Consider the following 16143-nt stretch of genomic DNA (forward strand, 5'->3'; position numbering starts at 1 on the left):
GGCCGTAGGGGGGCGGGCGATGTCCGGGCGGGATCGGGTGTCCACCGGGCGGGACCGGCCCATAGCCGTACGGTGGTTGACTCACTCCCCCGTACCCCCTCGTCTCATGTTCACCGACAGCCGCTGACGCAGGATAGCAAGCTGTTTAGAGTAGGCACTCATGCTGACTCTTCGGGGGGGCGCCGTCGGCGCGCTGCTTATCACCATCGTCGGATTGCTCACGATGGGAACGCCCGCGACCGCACCGGTAGCCCATGCGCAGGAAGCTGTCGCCGACGGCATCACCATCGTCGCCGATCTCAAACTCAGCCGGGATGGCGTGCTCGAGGTCAAAGAGCAGATCACCGTCCCCGAGGGTGACAAGTTCACCATGACGGTGCCGCTGCGGGTGCCCGCGGGCGAGGGCGCCGAACGGGTCTTCGAGGTCACCGGCATCACCGCGGAGGGCGCGGGCACGGCGAAGGTCGAAGGCGATCTGTTCACCGTACGCGCCGATCCCGGCCAATCGAGTTTCAGCTACTCGGTGAACAACACCGTCAGCGAGCAGGAGGGCACCCAGCTCTTCCATTGGGTGGGCGTGATGAACGCCGATATCGCCTCCATCACCGCCTCGCTGATCAGCCCGAGCTTCGAAATGGGCATCGTGGACTGCACACTCGGTCCGCCGAACGCGAGCAAGCCGTGCGCGGACGTGCACATCGAGGCCGACGGCGTGCTCTACCTGGAGCAGACCGACCTCAACAAGGGCGACGCCATCGACCTGACCTTGCAGATCCCGCCGGGCACCGTGCCCGCCAACGCCGAGATCCGCGAAACCGGTTCGACCGCCTTCGATATCACCGCGCCGGTGCTCGCCGCGTTCGGTGCGCTGCTGCTGGCCCTTGCGGCCGCGGCGGCGTATGTGTTCCGCGCGCGACGTCAGCAGGCCGATGCGGGAACCGGCACCATCGACCCGGTGCTGCGCGAGAACGGCAAGGCGCAGTTCACCTCCCCCGACGGCATCCTGCCCGGCGAGGCCGGTGTGCTGCTCGACGAGAACGCCGACCCGACCGATATCGCGGCCACCGTCGTCGATCTCGCGGTACGGCGCTATCTGTGGATCGCGCCGATCAGCGATTCGGATTGGCGGATCACCCGGGTGAACCCCGCCGACGATCAGCTGCGGCCGTACGAGCGGGCCGTGTACGAGGCGCTGCTGCCCGGCGGCGCGGAGGCCGTCACCGTGAGCGAATTGCGTGCGCCCGGGCGGGTGCAGGCCGGCCCGGTGCGCGAAGCGATGCTGGCGGATGCGGTGGAGCGCGGCGCGCTCATCGACCAGACCCGGCGCAAGCTGCCGATCTGGTTGGGCATCGGCCTGCTCGTGGTCGGTGTCGGCGCGACCATCGGCCTGGCCCTCACCTCCGGCCACGCCCTCGTCGGCGTCGCCATCGCGCTCGCCGGTGTGGCCGCGCTGCTGCTGCCGCGTTTCCTGCCCACCCGCACCGCCCACGGCCGCACCCTCACCGGCCAGGTCCGCGCCCTGCAACGCGGCCTCGACGCCCTGCGCCGCGATTCCATTCCCCCCGCCGACCAGGAGCTGGTTTTCTCCCGCGCACTCCCGTTCACCGTCATCACCGGTCGCGCCGACAACTGGATCCGCACCTTCCGCGACCTCAACCCCAGCGCCGACCGCCAACCCGGCCTCTACTGGTTCGGCGGCTTCGACCGCGACCCCAACCTCCACCGCTTCGCCGGGCATTTCCCGTATTTCATCACCGCGGTGGAAGGCCTGTTCCCCGCGGGGAACTGACTCCCCCATTGCGAGCCGGTGAGTGGTACATGACGCAGGCGACACGCCGCGAGTGCCTACGTCATGTACCGCTCGGCGGCTAGGTGAGGGTTGCGCGGCGAAGGGCGGAGAGGGGGTCGGTGTAGAGGGGGGTCAGGGAGGTTACTACGGCGGCGAACTCTTGGACTTTGGGGGCGAAGCCGGTGATGCGGATGTCGGTGGGAGGGAGGGCTGTCGACTGGTTGAAGGCTCGGGAAACGTGGGACAGGGCGGGGCGGTAGGCCGTGAAGGCTTGGCCGCCCAGGACTACTCGGTCGGGGTTGAGGAGGTCGCGGATGAGGGCGACGGTCTGGCCCAGCGTTGTCGCGCGTTCGGCCAGGAGGTCGCGGGCGGGCTGGGAGCCCTCGGCGGCGGCGCGGTAGAGGTCGGCGATGGTGGTGCCCGCGGTGCCGTTGTGGGCGGGGATGATGCCGCGGCCGACGGCGCGGGCGTGCAGGGCACGGTCGCCGACGGTCACCTCGAAGCAACCCGTACGGCCGCAGGTGCATTCGACGTCCGAGCCGGTGGGAAGGTGCGCGATGGAGCCGGGGCCATTGCTGGGGGTGTGCACGCGGCCGTCCAAAGTGACGGCCACACCGGCGGTTTCGCGAACATAGAAGTAGAGGCTGCTGCCCTTGGCGAGCCCGGTGACGTCACGATCACCGGTGGGCAGCAGCAGTTCCGATGCGGCCATGGCCTCGACGTGCGGCGCCACCGACACCGGAAGTTCGAGTACCTCGGCGAGCACCGCGCCCAGCGGTGCCGCGCGCCAGCCGAGCTTGGGATGGTCGACCACACCGGTCTGCGTGTCGACACGGCCGCCGATGGCGACCCCGGCCCACAACGGTTTACGCCGATGCCAGCGCTGCAGGAACGCGCGGGCGCTGCGGGCAACGGTGGTGACGGCGAATTCCTGGCCGGTCTGCGGCGTGGCGATGGCCAGGCCGCCCAGGATGCGGCCGCGCAGGTCGGCAGCGACGATCTTGGTGGCGGCGGCACCGATGTGCACGCTGATCGTCAGATACGAGTCGTGGTCGATCTCGAACGGCACGCGGGGCCTGCCGACGGCACCGGAGGCGGTGAGGTCGGGGCGTTCGCGCAGCAGCCCCGCGGTCAGCAGTGCCGAGACCTGACGGTTCACCGTCGCGATACTCAAACCTGTTGCGCGAGCGGCATTGTCGCGCGAGACGGGTCCGCCGGTGGCGGCTCGCAGCACCGCGGCCGCCGGATTGTCGGAGATCCGCAGTTCCGGCGCGACGACGACCGGGCGAGTGTTGCGGACACGGGCAGTGGACCGAGAAACGCTACGTTCCAGGGTAGGAAGGGACATCTGTGGATTCCTTGCTGAAGTCCCGTCAACGGGACGTGCCTACACGTGTGGCGTGGCGGCGACGCGCGAGCGGAAGAACTCGCTCAGCCGCGACAGCAGGGACAACACAGTTCCCGCGTGAGCGGGAGCCGCAGACCGAGACCAGCGGTCACATAGGTGACGCGCTGAGCGGTGATACGGCCGGTGAACATGCGATCGAAGGTAACACCGATTCGGGCGACGCACCAAGCCCCGGCACGCCGATGTGCGCCCGGACACAACTGTTTCCGCAGGTGAAGACGTTGTCTGACGAATCATGAACAATCGACGGCCGAACCGGACGGCGCGGCGGTGCACACGCCGAAACCCCGCCGAGCAATGCTCGGCGGGGTTTTCGCGCAGACCGCACCGCGGCCTACCGTTTACCCGCGGATCGGACCAGATGGGCGGACAACCATCGGTCCGCAGCTACTTCGCCGGTGCCGGCGCCGGGAATGGCTGATTGATCGTCGAGAAGTACTGGATCGCGGCCCCGATCGCGACGGGCGCGGTCACCAGCAACTGCCCGGCCACCGTGCCGAGCGCACCGACGGCGAGGACACCACCGATGCAGCCGATGGCGGCGGCGGGGATGAACGGACCGAACAGGCCGATGATGGTGGCCGAGGCGACGGTGGCGCCCGCGATGCCGCCGAGCACGCAGCCCACAGCCGCGCCGCCGAGCCCGCCGACGAGTGTGCCGATCGTCGCCCCCATCGCGATGGTGCTCGTCAGCCTGGTCCAGGCATCCTTTTCCCGATCGTATTCGGACTTGAACGGCGCCTTGTCCTCGAAGGGCAGCGCGACCGGCTTGTAGACCGCATGCGCGAGATCGAATTGCGGCGTCAACGTCGCGGTGCGATCCGAAATCTGCGCGGCGATCGGGAATTCGAATTCATCCACCCGGAAACGCAACGGTGTTCCGGCGAGCACCGTTCCGTCCGCGGCCTTGACCTTGAATGTGTCGTCCTCTACCACCAGCGATCCGGCATCGGTGGTGATGATCGACTGAGTTTCCGTCGCGTGCGCGGTGAAACCGACGGCTCCGGTGTCCTTTTCCGGCGCCGCACCCGATGTTCCGGCAGCTACGCCGGTCGCGACGGTCACCAATGCCGCGATAACGGCCAGCTTCCTCATCCTCATGAAACGCAATCCCTCATCTCAATGAAACTTCCGGGGAACAGCATCGACGGAATTGCGACCGCTGCCGAGATTAAAATGCGGCCAGATTTCAATGAGTCGTGCGCGGGCGCGTCACTGCCCGCGAGCCGCCGTTACCCCGGCGGCTCGCGGTGGGGACCAGCCACGCGTTCCTTACACCGGCGCGTAGGACGCGTAGATCACTTCATTGCGAAAAGTCCTGGCGTCCAGCAATTTCAGATCGGGAATCTGGTGGCCCCTGCCTGCGATGGCACCGTCCACCGTGATGTTCTCTGCGATCACCAACGAACGCACGATCAACCTCCTCGGTGTCGTCCTCCACCGATGGAGACGAGCCGGGGTCCGGCGATTCATCGCCGTGGCCACGGGGGCGCGTCGTCCGCTCGCTCACCGGTGAGCCCGGCGCGCTCAGCTCTTCTTGGCGGCGGCCTTCATCTGCTTCTTGAAGGCACGGACCTCCAGCAGGGATTCCGCGTCGACGATATCGGCGGCCGAGCGGCGCGAACCGGGTTCGGCATAGGCGCCGGCGGCGTCCTCCCAACCCTTGGGCCGGATGCCGAGTTGTTTGCCGAGCAGGGCGAGGAATATGCGGGCCTTCTGGTCGCCGTAGCCGGGCAGGTCCTTGAGGCGGCGCAGCACCTCTTTGCCGTCCGGATCGCCCTGGGTCCAGATGGCCTCGACGTCACCGTTGTAGTGCTCGATGATGTAGCGCGCGAGGTCCTGGGTGCGGCGGGCCATCGAGCGCCCGTAGCGGTGGATGGCGGGCGGGGTCGCGCACAATTCCTCGAACTCGGCGGTGTCGGCCTCGGCGATCCGGTGGATATCGAGCCCGCCCATCCGGTCGGCGATCTTCTTCGGCCCACGGAAGGCGTGCTCCAGCGGATACTGCTGGTCCAGCAACATGCCGATGACCAGGGCAAGCGAGCTCTCCGACAGCAGCTCGTCGGCCTCCGGTTCCTGCGCGAGAGTCAACTTGGCCATGCTGCGCTCCTCCTAGCGGTCCGGATGTCCCCCGATCATCCCACCCCGCCCAGGTCCCGTGCACGAGCCCGGTCGCGGCCGACGCGCGGAAAGGAGTGGAAACCGAACGCGGTGTTTCGTAGCGTCTGCCGCATGGACGAGGCCGAAGTGGTGGTGCGCGGCTGCACCGGGCGGGATGAATGGCCTGCGTTGATCCGCATCTGGCGCGCGGCGGTCACCGCGACCCACGACTTCCTCTCCCCCGAAGACATCGATTTCTACGAGTCCCGCATGCCGGCCTATCTACCGGAGGTGGAGCTCTCGGTCGCCGAGCGCGACGGCGTTCCCATCGGCTTCTCCGGCGTAGCCGACGGCAAACTCGAGATGCTGTTCGTCGATCCGGCCCAGCACGGCACGGGAGCCGGTTCGGCGCTGCTCGCCGCAGCGACGGTGGTCAACCCGCGGCTGCTCGTGGATGTGAACGAGCAGAATCCGCGGGCACTCGGCTTCTACGAACACCACGGATTCACCCGGCTCGGGCGCTCGGCGACCGACCCGGAGGGTCGCCCGTTTCCGATCGTGCATCTCGGCCTCCGGTAGCCGGACCTGCGCGAACTCCACCGCGAGGTTACCCAGCGGTAGTGATACCTGTCACAGACCTGCGTCGCGAGCGCCGATCCGCCCACGTAGGCTCGGCGCATGCCACAAACGGCGATACCCACATCCGCAACACCCACGATGGATGCACCAATGAACAGCTTCGGGTTACGTCCCGACCGCTTCGACTCGGCGGGCCAGGAACAACTGATCGATGTGCGCGACCTGGAGGCCGCGCTGCCCGGATTGTCGCGGTTGCGCGACTGGGCCCATCAGGCGCTCGCACTGGGGCCCGGTGAAACCGCCGTCGACATCGGCTCGGGCACCGGCTCGGAAGTCATCACCTTCGCCGAGGCCGTCGGCCCCACCGGCACTGCCATCGGCGTCGAACCCGACCCGCATCTGCTGGCCGCGGCCGAACGCAACGCCGCCCAGCTCGGCTCCCGGGCGAAATTCCATTCCGGCGACGCCTACGGCATCCCGTTCGGCGCCGACACCTTCGACGCGGTGCTGTGCGAGCGCGTCTTCCAGCACCTCACCGCCCCCGATCGCGCCGCCCGCGAAATCGCGCGGGTGGTGAAACCCGGCGGACGGGTCGTGGTGGTGGACGCCGATTGGGGCACCGCGATCGTGCACCCCGGCGACCACCGGGTGGTCCGCGGCGTCGTCGACACCCTCATCTCGGCGACCACCAATCCGTTCTCCGGCCGTCGCCTGCCCGGCCAGCTCACCAAGGCCGGGCTGGTCGTCGACGATATCGGCTCGCACGCCCTGGTCCAGCAGCGTTCGGCCGGTGCGGGCGCGCTGGTCTCGCGGATCTCGGCGATGGCGGTGGCGCGCGGTTCGATCACCGAAGCCGAGCGCGACCAGCTGCTGGCCGATCTGGCCGCGGGCGCGGCGAGCGGCGACATCCACCTGTCGGTGACGATGTTCGCGGTGCTCGCCCACAAACCCGCCTGAAACCGGCCGATCGAGACGACGAACCCGCGGCGCGAGGTACCCGCCGCGGGTTCGCTACCGGGGCATCCCCGGCCTTCAAGCCTTTACTTATCGAGCATCTTCTCGGTGGCCGCCAGCAGCACGCAGGTGGCAAGGCCGTCCATCGCCTTGGCCAGTTCGTCCAGCGACGGGAAGCTGGGCGCGATGCGAATGTTCTTGTCTTCCGGATCCTTCCGGTACGGGAAGGCCGAACCGGCGGCGGTCAGCGCGATTCCGGCATCCTTGGCCAGGCTGATCACCCGGGCGGCCGTGCCCTCCATGACGTCGAGGCTGATGAAATAGCCGCCCTTGGGTTCGGTCCAGGACGCCACCTTCGACGGTCCGAGCCGATCCTCGAGGATCTTCAACACCAGCGCGAACTTCGGCTCGAGCAGCGCGCGATGCTTCTGCATATGCGCGCGCACCCCAGCCGCGTCGGTGAAGAACCGCAGATGGCGCAGCTGGTTGATCTTGTCCGGGCCGATGCTCTTCTTGCCCGCGTGGCTCAGGTACCAGTCCAGGTTGGCGGTGGAGGCGCCGATGAAGCTCACACCCGCGCCGGCGAAGGTGATCTTGGAGGTCGAGGCGAACACCAAGGGGCGGTTCGGGTTTCCCGCCGACTCGGCCATGCCGAGCACATCGAGCACCGGGGCGGCGGTGTCGGTGAGCGGGTGCACCGCGTAGGCGTTATCCCAGAACAGGCGGTAGTCGGGGGCGGCGGCGGGCATCGAAACCAATTCGCGCACCACATCTTCGGAGAAGACCACGCCGGTGGGGTTGGAGTAGTTCGGCACCGCCCACAGACCCTTGATCTGCGGATCCTCGGCCAGCAGCGCGGCGATGGCCTGGGTGTCGGGGCCATTGTGACGCATCGGGATCGGGATCATCTCGAAGCCGAGCGCCTCGGTGATCGCGAAGTGCCGGTCGTAGCCGGGGCTCGGGCACAGGAACTTCACCGTCGGCTCGTCGGCCCAGCGGCGCGGCGAATCGGGGGTGCCGTAGAGGGTGGCGAAGGTGATGACGTCGTGCATCAGCTCGAGGCTGGCGTTGTTGCCCGCGAGCAGGTTCGAGACCGGGATGCCGAGCAGCTCGCCGAAGATGGCACGCAGTTCGGGCAGGCCGTGCAGGCCGCCGTAGTTGCGGCAGTCGGTGCCGGTGCCGTCACGGAAATCACCGTCGCCGGGCAGTGCGAGCAGGGCGGCGGACAGATCGAGTTGTTCCGGTGAGGGTTTACCCCTGGTGAGATCCAGCGTGAGCTTCTCGGTCTTGAGCGTCGCGTAATTCGCGGTCTGGGTCTCGTGTTCGGACACGAGCTCCGCATGGCTCATCAAACCGATCTGCGTTTGCCGGGGCATCCTTGGCAGCCTTTCCAAGCAGCGTGGGGTAAGGGGAACGGGGGCCGATCACTCGGCACACCCCGGTCAACGTTACCCGGCGATTGCTGCGAATTGGGGGCAATAAAAAAGGGGACCCCGCGCACCCGGCAGAGCCCGTTGACCCTTGCTGCCTTCCGGCCCTGGGGGAGTTCACAGGATGCGCGCCGCGCGGGATCCGTCGGCCAGTGTAGCGGTCCCTCGCGGGCCGTGCAGACAGGGGGCGCGCGCGACAAGATCGCTGGCTACGATCCTTGGGAACAACGGGAGGGGCTTTGCCCTCACGCACGAGGGGATCGACAGATGACCAACCAGAATCCGCCCGGCAGCGGCGGCCCGGAACCGCAGTGGTGGGAGACACCGAACACCGGTCAGGGGGCCGACCCGTCCAGGGCGGATCCGACGATCCTGCGATCCGACTTGAACCAGCCGGTGGCCGATCCGACCATCCTGCGCTCGGACCTGAATCCGCCCGGCGATCCGTACTCGAGCGGTGCGAACCCCTACGCCAGCGGCGCCGCACCGTATCCGGGGGCCAACCCCTACCCGAGCGGAGCCACCCCGTACCCGCCCGGTGGACAGCAGCAGTGGGCACCGGGCCAGCCGGTGCCGCCCGCCGGCTTCATGCCTCCGCCACCGCGGCCGAGCAACAAGACGCCCTGGATCATCGGCGGTTCGATCGCCGCGGTGGTGCTGCTCGTGGTCATCGTCGGTGTGATCGCCATCGCCTCGAGCGTGTCCGATTCCAGCGACAAGCCCTGGGACGGTGAGTACGCCTTCAAGGAGGGCAACGCCTGCGAGCTGGTCGACCTCAGCGTCCTCGACCAGTGGGCGGTCAACCGGGAGGAGACCACCCACAAAGAGGACGGCCCGATGGACAGCATCGGCGGCGGCGACCTCAGCTGCCGGGCCAAGAACACCAACCCCGGCGAGGACGGCGGCGATGCGTCGCTGTCGCTCGAGGTCGCCTTCGACACCAAGTACCAGGACGAACCCCGGTTCGACATGTGGAAGCAGTTCGACACCGGAACCACCGGCACCGGCTACGACCACGGCAACGTGAGCGATATCGGCGAGCGCGGCTACTACGCCACCCAGGAACACACCTACAACTACATCCCCAGCACGCTCGACCACATCGTCGCCGTGAACGACAGCAATATCTCGGTCAAGGTCGAGATCAGCGTCTCGTCCATGAGCAGCTTCGACCGCGACGGCATCGACGCCGCGGCCCGCGCGCAGGTCAAGAAGGTGCTCGACGCCCTGCGCAAATAGCCGGCGCGACGCCGCGCACCAGCACGGATGAGCGCCGCGACCGGCCCGTTTGGCATCGGCCGGGGTCCAGCCGGTATGCTGCACCACGGAGGATTCGCCTAGTGGCCTATGGCGCTCGCCTGGAACGCGGGTTGGGTTAACGCCCTCAGGGGTTCAAATCCCCTATCCTCCGCAGAGAACAACAGGCCGGGACACTTCTCAGTGTCCCGGCCTGTTGTGCGTCACGCCACCGAACCCGCTGCATCGAGGATCGCCGCATCCCAGCGGCCGCGCGAGGCGAGCACCTCGCTTCGATATCGGGCAGACCAGGCCGCGACCGCCTCCAATACCGAGAGCAGGCTGCGGCCCATCGGCGTCAACGCGTATTCGACTTGGACCGGAACCGTCGGATACACCGTTCGCGCGATCAGGCCGTCGCGTTCGAGCTTGCGCAGTGTCACCGTCAGCATGCGCTGTGAGATTCCCGGCACCCGCCGATGCAGTTGCAGGAACCGGCGGGTGTCGACGGTGAGCTCGGCGATCACCAGCACGGTCCATTTGTCGCCGATGCCGCTGAGGACATCACGAACGTCGCAGGCCACTTGGTATCCGGTCACCATCCGCGGCGCATCGGGTGCTTGTCGGAGCATCGTTTCCATTCCTGTCGAGCAGTCACATTCGCCGGTCCGCCCCGCACGGCGGTGCGGTCCTGGTGGCGAGGCACATCCGATCCCGCGCGTTCGCGAGGGCGATGATCATGATCAGATTGCCGAGGTTGTACGGCCCGAGCAGGCGTTCGGCCGCACCGAAGGTGTCATCGGGCACTTCGAATCCGGGCAGCACGGTCAGCGTTTCCGCGAGCGCGAGCGCGGCACGTTCGGTGTCGGAGTACAGCTGTGCATCGCGCCAGCCCGCCAGTTGGTTGAGCCGCTGCTGGGTTTCCCCGCCGGCCAGCGCAGCACGGGTGTGCACATCGAGGTGATAGGCGCAGGCGTTGAGCTGTGAAATCCGGATCCGGACCAGTTCCTTGAGCCGAGCGTCCGCCCAGCCCTCGCATTGCAGCACGAGTTCGAGCTCGGCGATCAGCTCGAAGGCGCGCGGTGACACGGCCGTCAGATCGAGCCGCGGTCTGTACATGGGTCCATCCTCACCGTCCGGGTACGGCACAAGCTTGCGGTGCGCGCCCGGCCGTAACAACGGCCATCTGCTCACCCATCAGTAAGCTGCGTTTACCGATCGAGAGGGTTCCGGATGGATTGGCAGGAGTTGGAGGCGTTCCTGACGCTGTCGGATGAACTCCATTTCGGTCGGACCGCCGAGCGGCTGTTCGTGTCGAGGGCTCGGATAAGCCAACTGATCAAAGCCTTGGAACGGCGGGTGGGCGCGCCGCTGTTCGAGCGGACCAGTCGCAGCGTGGTACTCACCCCGATCGGTCACCAGCTGCGCGAGGATCTCACCCCGCACTTCGCCGGCGTCCAACGATCCATCGACCGGGCCGCCGATGCCGCTCGCGGCGGCATACTGCGCCTCGGATTCTCCAGCCCGAGGGCCAGCGAGCTGGTCGCCAAAATCATGGCCGAGTTCCGGACTCGGCATACCGACTGTGCTGTCGAGATCCGTGAAGTGCACCTATCCGATCGCTTCGGGTCGCTGCGCCGCGGCGAACTCGACGTGCAGCTCATCGAATTCCCCGTCGACGAACCCGATCTCGTGTCCGGGCCGGTCCTGTTCAGTGACGAACGGGTGGTGGCCGTGTCCGATTCGCATCGCCTCGCCCGGCAGGAGACGGTCGAGCTCGAAGACCTCGCCGGGGAAACCGTGCTCCTGATCGCGGGCATGCCCGGCTACTTCGCCGATCGACTCATCCCCGCGAGCACTCCCAGCGGCCGGCCGATCCACCGCAGGCCGGCCACTGCCTACTGGCAGGAGCTGCTCACGCTGGTGGCGGCGGGCCACGGCGTCACCATATGCGCGGCACAGGGTGCGCGTTACTACGCGCGCCCCGACCTGGTGTACCGTCCGCTGGCCGATGCCGCGCCGCTGGAATACGGATTGGTGTGGTCGGCCGTGGGAATCGGGCCGATGGGCCGGGAATTCGCACGGCTGGGGATCGAGAAGTTCGCGGCACCGGCGACCGGCACGCCGAGGCCGACGCGCTGACGCGTGCGGGCGCGGTCGACTAGGCTCACCGGCACATGGCGAGATGGGGGGGTTCCGATGAAGAGCAAGTACACCAGCTCCTGGCGAGTACGCGGTGCGGTGATCGCGCTCGCCGCGGGTTCTGCGCTGCTCACCGGATGCGATGTCTCCGGGCAGGCGGTACCGGAGTCGACTGTGACGACGGCCCCGTCGACGACGCAAGCGCCGCCCGGCATACCGGTGGTCCTGACCGCACAGACCGCCGACGGCACACCGCCGACACCGGAAACCATGAGCGCAGCCAGGCAGATCATTCTGTGGCGCGCCGAGGGCATGCGGCTGCCGGGCACGACCGTCACGATCAAAGATGACACCCTGGTGGTCACCGTCCCCGACGACGACGGCGCGGCAGCGCGCAGGCTCGCACACACCGGCAAGCTGACGGTGCGGCCGGTCCTCACCGCGGTGCCGACGGCCGGCTCCGGCAGCGCCCCGGCCCCACCGGCAACCGACCCGATCACCGCCAAGATCACCAGGCAGAGCAGTGATCCCGCGATTCAGCAGCAGGCGATCGCCGCGCTCGACTGCGGCGCGGCCGATCCGCTGCGCAGCGCGGACGACCCGGCGCTACCACTGGTGACCTGTGCCGCCGACGGCACCGAAGTGCTGCTGCTCGGCCCCTCGGTGCTCGACAATCGCGGCATCTCGGATGCGAAGACCCGCCCCGAACCCGGATCGGACCGGCACTCGATCGAGGTGACGTTCACCAGGGATGCCACCGAGGTGTTCGCGGATTTCACCACCGAAAACATCAACAGGCGAGCGGCTTTCGTCGTCGACACCGAGGTCGTCAGCGCCCCGATGATCATGTCGCCCTCGCCCGGCGGATCCACGCTGATCTCCGGGAACTTCACCGCCGAATCGGCCGAGGAGCTGGCCAACTCGCTGCGCTTCGGTGACCTCCCGGTGCCCTTCACCGAACGCTAGGTCTGTTCACCGGTCCCGGCCCGCCCGCGCTCCGCGATGCCCGCACGAATCCGCGCGATGAGGTCGTCGAGGCGATCCTGATGGGCGCCGGCCCAGTAGACGCGCCCGCAGCCGCGGCACTGCCGGAAGGTGTCGTAGTAGCGCAGGGTGAGCGGGGGCAGCCGAGCGGCGACGTCGCGTTTGTCGACATCGTCGAGCAGGTCGCCGCAGCGCACACACCGGGTGAGCGGAGCGAGGCGGTCGGCGAGATCGAGCCGGGTGATCACTTCGAGGATCTGGTCCACCGGCCGGTCCGCGCGCACGAACACCCCATGGGTGACGATGCGCCGCGCGAGCAGTCCCCTGTCGCGGGTGAGCAGGATGCGGTGCTCGGCGGCCGAGATCTGGGCCAGTTCGGCGTCGTCGGCGTCGAATTCGCAGCGGATGTCGAGCCCCATCAACCGCATCAGCCGGGCCAGGCCGCCGAGGTTGACGTCGACGAGGAAGCGCGGTTCACGCAGCGGTCGGGGCCGCACCCGGGTCAGCGATCCGATATCGAGGGTCTCGAACATCGGATACACCGCCAGCCGGTCACCCGGACGCGGGCGATGCCCGAAATCGGCCGATTCGCCGTTGACCAGCAGCAGATCGATCTCGGTATGCGGCACACCCGCCGCTTCCACCACATCCTTGACCGTCTGATGCGGGCGCACCGGCCGCCACAGCATCCGGTGCCGCGCCGGTGCCGGTAGGAAGTCGTTCAGCTCGGCGTATACGCGCAGTTCGACACCTGCGGTCATAGCGCCATTGTCGTCAGGCGGCCAGCCGTTGCTCGTAATCCTGGGCCAGTGCGCGCAGGGCCGTCGCGCCGTCGCCGACGAAACTCGACCCGTGCATGATCGCCAGGGTGGTCGGCCGCAGCTCCGCGAGCCGGTACAGCGCGGCGGGGACGGCCGGGCCGAGCGAGGTCGCATGGAAGACGTCCTCAGCCACCGTGGCAGGCTCCACCAGGTCGGCGGAGGTCAGTGCGGGCCCCTTGCCGAGCTGGCTCATCAGATCGCCGCAGAACAGCACGCCGGTGGTCTGCTCGTAGAGCACCCGCGCCTCCCAGTTGTGCGGGGCGTGCGGGGTATCGAAGTGCTGGATGCGGCGACCGCCGATATCGAGCACCTCGCCGTCGGCCATCCGGCGCGGCAGCCTGTCGGCCATATCGTCGATGGAGACCTCGCATCCCAGTTCACCGTGGGCGACCTGAGCGTTCGGAGCGGCCGCGAGGAACAGATTCATGGCGCCGCATTCGTCGGCCTCCACGTGACCGAAGGTGATCCAGCGCAACTGCTCGACCGGTCTTATCCGCTCGATCTGCGCCGATACCAGCGGGAACAGCGCCCGCATTCCGCAGTGGAACAGCAGTGGTTCCTCGGCGTCGACGAAGAACTGATTGAAGGTGAAACCGGCGGGCCCGGCCTCAGGAATATATGTCGAGATGCGATAGATGCCGTCCGCGATCTCGTCGGTGTGGGTATCCATAACCGAATCCCCTGCTAGTACCGGCCCCCCGCTGCATAACACGCGCGTCGAACACCGGTCTCGCAGTTTACTCGCGAATACCGCGCATCGGAATGTCCTTCGAACAGGTATTCGGCCGGTTGCCGGCGCCGCCCCCTACACGAGCTTGCTGAAGAGGGATTCAGGTTGCTTCAGGCTGGCTTCAGCCGCGGCTGCGAGTGTTACCGGCATCTTCGAATCAGCAGCCCGCCCTGGAGGTTTCGTCCGATGTTCTTGCGCAAGATCGCTGCCGTGTCCACCCTGGCCATCGCGGCCACCGTCCTCACGGTCGGGCCCGCCGGTGCGGACCCGCACACCCCGGCAGCGGTGAACTACACCGCGACCACCAGCCCCTCCAACACCGTCATCAGCATCGATTCGGGATCGCTCAGCACCGAGGGCGGGATCTTCGCGATCAAGGCCGAGGACGGCACCGTGCTGGCGGGTACACCACTGCAGTTCCGAGTCGACGATTTCCTCTTCCCGATCGCCGCCGAAATCAACGACAAGACCGCGACCCTCACCCCGCGCTTCGACCTCGAGCACGCGGTCTACCAGCCGGTGGCGCTGCCGTTCGAAGATCAGGCGAACTGGAAGACCCCCTACGACCGCGAGGTGGCGGCCTTCACTCGGCTGAAGGACACGATCGCCACCGGCGCCTCGATCGGCACCATGGTCGGCGGCATCGGTGGTGGCGTCGTCGGCTGCATCCTCGGCGGTATCGCGGGGGCGACGGTAGCGGCGGCGACGATCGTCGGCATGTTCGGCCCGTTCATCCCGGCCGCCGCTGTCGGCTGCCTCGGCGGCATCATCGCGATCGGCGCGCTGGGCACCCTCGCGGGCCAGCTGCTGGTGACCGCGCCGGTGGCCATCGCGGCGCTGGCCCAGTACTTCACCACGATCAACCAGCCGTTCACCCCGCGCACGAAGTAGACGACCGGTTCAGGGCTCGCGAACGCCGTCGGTTGCCGCCTCCACATCGGCCGCCGGCGGCTCACCCGGTTCATCCGGGGGCGGCGGCCGGTGCCGTTCCCATGCCCGCGCGAGCAGGATCGTCACCCCGACATACGCCCAGCCGAGCAGCACGTCGATGGTGTAGTGCTCGCCGCCGTAGATCAGCGTGAACGCCATCGCAGGCGGGTACAGCGCCAGGATCACCCGGAACCATCTCGGGGCGTACGGCCACAGCGCCACCGTCACCATCAGCGAGAACGCGGCATGCAGCGAAGGCAGCGCGGCGACCAGATTGCCCTGCGCTTCCAGCCAATCGGCGCTCGTATCGAACGAGACCATGCCGAAGCCGAAGCCGCTGACCCGGCCGACCTCCTCGTCGATCACGCCCTCGCGCGAGGCGTACCAGGGCGGCGCGGCGGGCACCAGGATGTAGGTGAGCAGGCCGAGATACGACAGCAGCACGATGCGGCGCATGTACTTCGACCAGCGCCCGCGCGACTGCACATAGAAGATGGCGGCCACCAGCCACGGGACGATGAAATGGCTGGTGTAGACGATGCCGGTGAGAACCGACCACCACGGCCGCTGGTCGCCGGTCATCAGCTGCTGCTGCAGCCAGACCGTCGGTATCGTGCCGCCGAACAGCCAGCTCTCGGCCGAGACCAACTCCTCGACCCGCACCGGCATGCCGAGTTTGTCGGCGATGCCGCGGGTGTGGTCGTACACCACGAGCGCCGCGATCAACGGTACCCAGTCGATCAGGATCCGCAGATGCTCGCGCCACGGCCGATAGGGGTTGAAGGCCGCGATGCCGACCATGATCCACGCGGCCTGATAGATGCGATCGGTGGGTATGCCGAAGACGATGCTGACGACGGCCAAGGCCGCCAGGTACCCGCACCAGACCCCACTACGAAACAGTCGCCGCGCCGGTCGCTGCTGTTGTTGCGAGACCGGAGCGTCCGCCGTTGGCACGCCCATCTATCCAGTTTCCATGCACGACGCGGTTACCCGGACGAGATCCGGCACGAGTCCGGCAGATGACACCCGAGTTAATT

17 protein-coding genes, 1 tRNA gene and 1 other RNA gene are annotated in these 16143 nt (G+C 67.8%); 8 read left to right on the forward strand and 11 right to left on the reverse strand.

Features of this window, described 5'->3' with window-relative positions; genetic code table 11:
* Positions 1-160: 160 nt before the first annotated feature.
* Positions 161-1789, forward strand: a complete 1629-nt coding sequence (locus GV790_RS12100) for a DUF2207 family protein (protein ID WP_163813464.1) — start codon at positions 161-163, stop codon at positions 1787-1789.
* 79 nt (positions 1790-1868) lie between these two features.
* Here the strand turns inward: GV790_RS12100 and GV790_RS12105 are convergent, their stop codons facing one another.
* From GV790_RS12105 to GV790_RS12120, 4 genes are all read right to left on the reverse strand, one after another.
* Positions 1869-3137 (reverse strand): ROK family transcriptional regulator, encoded by a 1269-nt coding sequence (locus tag GV790_RS12105; RefSeq protein WP_163813465.1) that lies wholly within the window; start codon positions 3135-3137, stop codon positions 1869-1871.
* A 447-nt stretch (positions 3138-3584) separates the two neighbouring features.
* Positions 3585-4298, reverse strand: coding sequence for a hypothetical protein (locus GV790_RS12110; RefSeq protein WP_163813466.1), 714 nt, complete (start codon positions 4296-4298; stop codon positions 3585-3587).
* Positions 4299-4469: 171 nt separating this feature from the next.
* Positions 4470-4610, reverse strand: coding sequence for a hypothetical protein (locus tag GV790_RS12115; RefSeq protein WP_163813467.1), 141 nt, complete (start codon positions 4608-4610; stop codon positions 4470-4472).
* Positions 4611-4724: 114 nt separating this feature from the next.
* Positions 4725-5297 (reverse strand): HhH-GPD-type base excision DNA repair protein, encoded by a 573-nt coding sequence (locus GV790_RS12120; RefSeq protein ID WP_163813468.1) that lies wholly within the window; start codon positions 5295-5297, stop codon positions 4725-4727.
* 132 nt (positions 5298-5429) lie between these two features.
* Between GV790_RS12120 and GV790_RS12125 the strand changes: the two genes are divergently transcribed.
* Together GV790_RS12125 and GV790_RS12130 are read left to right on the forward strand one after the other, a co-directional pair.
* A complete protein-coding gene (locus GV790_RS12125) occupies positions 5430-5876 on the forward strand; it encodes an acetyltransferase (RefSeq protein ID WP_163813469.1) in 447 nt (148 codons plus the stop codon).
* Between the two features lie 150 nt (positions 5877-6026).
* Positions 6027-6833 carry a methyltransferase domain-containing protein gene (locus tag GV790_RS12130; RefSeq protein WP_163813470.1) on the forward strand — a complete coding sequence of 269 codons (807 nt, stop codon included), beginning with the start codon at positions 6027-6029 and terminating at the stop codon, positions 6831-6833.
* 83 nt (positions 6834-6916) lie between these two features.
* Here the strand turns inward: GV790_RS12130 and GV790_RS12135 are convergent, their stop codons facing one another.
* Positions 6917-8206 (reverse strand): aminotransferase class I/II-fold pyridoxal phosphate-dependent enzyme, encoded by a 1290-nt coding sequence (locus tag GV790_RS12135; protein WP_163813471.1) that lies wholly within the window; start codon positions 8204-8206, stop codon positions 6917-6919.
* Between the two features lie 106 nt (positions 8207-8312).
* Positions 8313-8407, reverse strand: an RNA gene (gene ffs / locus GV790_RS12140) — signal recognition particle sRNA small type.
* A gap of 120 nt (positions 8408-8527) precedes the next feature.
* On the opposite strand from ffs, the gene GV790_RS12145 reads away from it, so the two are divergent.
* Together GV790_RS12145 and GV790_RS12150 are read left to right on the forward strand one after the other, a co-directional pair.
* On the forward strand, positions 8528-9499 hold the full coding sequence (locus GV790_RS12145) for a hypothetical protein (protein WP_163813462.1): 972 nt from the start codon (positions 8528-8530) through the stop codon (positions 9497-9499).
* A gap of 87 nt (positions 9500-9586) precedes the next feature.
* Positions 9587-9671 (forward strand) — tRNA-Ser (locus GV790_RS12150).
* 49 nt (positions 9672-9720) lie between these two features.
* Here the strand turns inward: GV790_RS12150 and GV790_RS12155 are convergent.
* Positions 9721-10128, reverse strand: a complete 408-nt coding sequence (locus GV790_RS12155) for a winged helix-turn-helix transcriptional regulator (protein WP_256673238.1) — start codon at positions 10126-10128, stop codon at positions 9721-9723.
* A 22-nt stretch (positions 10129-10150) separates the two neighbouring features.
* The gene (locus tag GV790_RS12160; protein ID WP_163813473.1) at positions 10151-10615 is read right to left on the reverse strand and encodes a carboxymuconolactone decarboxylase family protein; all 465 of its coding nucleotides are present in this window, start codon (positions 10613-10615) and stop codon (positions 10151-10153) included.
* Between the two features lie 114 nt (positions 10616-10729).
* On the opposite strand from GV790_RS12160, the gene GV790_RS12165 reads away from it, so the two are divergent.
* Positions 10730-11638: a LysR family transcriptional regulator gene (locus GV790_RS12165; RefSeq protein WP_163813474.1), complete on the forward strand. Its 909-nt coding sequence runs from the start codon at positions 10730-10732 to the stop codon at positions 11636-11638.
* A gap of 57 nt (positions 11639-11695) precedes the next feature.
* Entirely contained in the window at positions 11696-12604 is a 909-nt protein-coding gene (locus GV790_RS12170) for a SecDF P1 head subdomain-containing protein (RefSeq protein ID WP_163813475.1), read from the forward strand.
* Here the strand turns inward: GV790_RS12170 and GV790_RS12175 are convergent.
* A complete protein-coding gene (locus GV790_RS12175) occupies positions 12601-13383 on the reverse strand; it encodes a Mut7-C RNAse domain-containing protein (protein WP_163813476.1) in 783 nt (260 codons plus the stop codon). The two genes, GV790_RS12170 and GV790_RS12175, sit on opposite strands and share 4 nt — an antisense overlap.
* Positions 13384-13396: 13 nt before the next feature.
* Positions 13397-14113 (reverse strand): MBL fold metallo-hydrolase, encoded by a 717-nt coding sequence (locus GV790_RS12180; protein ID WP_163813477.1) that lies wholly within the window; start codon positions 14111-14113, stop codon positions 13397-13399.
* Positions 14114-14359: 246 nt separating this feature from the next.
* Between GV790_RS12180 and GV790_RS12185 the strand changes: the two genes are divergently transcribed.
* Positions 14360-15064, forward strand: a complete 705-nt coding sequence (locus GV790_RS12185) for a hypothetical protein (protein ID WP_163813478.1) — start codon at positions 14360-14362, stop codon at positions 15062-15064.
* Positions 15065-15073: 9 nt separating this feature from the next.
* Here GV790_RS12185 and GV790_RS12190 read toward each other — a convergent pair whose 3' ends face one another.
* Positions 15074-16066: a phosphatase PAP2 family protein gene (locus GV790_RS12190; protein ID WP_163813479.1), complete on the reverse strand. Its 993-nt coding sequence runs from the start codon at positions 16064-16066 to the stop codon at positions 15074-15076.
* Positions 16067-16143 lie beyond the last annotated feature (77 nt).

It is taken from the genome of Nocardia cyriacigeorgica (assembly GCF_010858045.1).
GTDB classification, from domain to species: domain Bacteria; phylum Actinomycetota; class Actinomycetes; order Mycobacteriales; family Mycobacteriaceae; genus Nocardia; species Nocardia cyriacigeorgica_E.

Bases quoted from the DNA above. Each gene is read 5' to 3' on its own strand.
- GV790_RS12100 (WP_163813464.1), top strand. From the start codon at position 161: ATGCTGACTCTTCGGGGGGGCGCCGTCGGCGCGCTGCTTATCACCATC.
- GV790_RS12105 (WP_163813465.1), bottom strand. From the start codon at position 3,137: ATGTCCCTTCCTACCCTGGAACGTAGCGTTTCTCGGTCCACTGCCCGT.
- GV790_RS12110 (WP_163813466.1), bottom strand. From the start codon at position 4,298: ATGAGGATGAGGAAGCTGGCCGTTATCGCGGCATTGGTGACCGTCGCG.
- GV790_RS12120 (WP_163813468.1), bottom strand. From the start codon at position 5,297: ATGGCCAAGTTGACTCTCGCGCAGGAACCGGAGGCCGACGAGCTGCTG.
- GV790_RS12125 (WP_163813469.1), top strand. From the start codon at position 5,430: ATGGACGAGGCCGAAGTGGTGGTGCGCGGCTGCACCGGGCGGGATGAA.
- GV790_RS12130 (WP_163813470.1), top strand. From the start codon at position 6,027: ATGAACAGCTTCGGGTTACGTCCCGACCGCTTCGACTCGGCGGGCCAG.
- GV790_RS12135 (WP_163813471.1), bottom strand. From the start codon at position 8,206: ATGCCCCGGCAAACGCAGATCGGTTTGATGAGCCATGCGGAGCTCGTG.
- GV790_RS12145 (WP_163813462.1), top strand. From the start codon at position 8,528: ATGACCAACCAGAATCCGCCCGGCAGCGGCGGCCCGGAACCGCAGTGG.
- GV790_RS12155 (WP_256673238.1), bottom strand. From the start codon at position 10,128: ATGCTCCGACAAGCACCCGATGCGCCGCGGATGGTGACCGGATACCAA.
- GV790_RS12160 (WP_163813473.1), bottom strand. From the start codon at position 10,615: ATGTACAGACCGCGGCTCGATCTGACGGCCGTGTCACCGCGCGCCTTC.
- GV790_RS12165 (WP_163813474.1), top strand. From the start codon at position 10,730: ATGGATTGGCAGGAGTTGGAGGCGTTCCTGACGCTGTCGGATGAACTC.
- GV790_RS12170 (WP_163813475.1), top strand. From the start codon at position 11,696: ATGAAGAGCAAGTACACCAGCTCCTGGCGAGTACGCGGTGCGGTGATC.
- GV790_RS12175 (WP_163813476.1), bottom strand. From the start codon at position 13,383: ATGACCGCAGGTGTCGAACTGCGCGTATACGCCGAGCTGAACGACTTC.
- GV790_RS12180 (WP_163813477.1), bottom strand. From the start codon at position 14,113: ATGGATACCCACACCGACGAGATCGCGGACGGCATCTATCGCATCTCG.
- GV790_RS12185 (WP_163813478.1), top strand. From the start codon at position 14,360: ATGTTCTTGCGCAAGATCGCTGCCGTGTCCACCCTGGCCATCGCGGCC.
- GV790_RS12190 (WP_163813479.1), bottom strand. From the start codon at position 16,066: ATGGGCGTGCCAACGGCGGACGCTCCGGTCTCGCAACAACAGCAGCGA.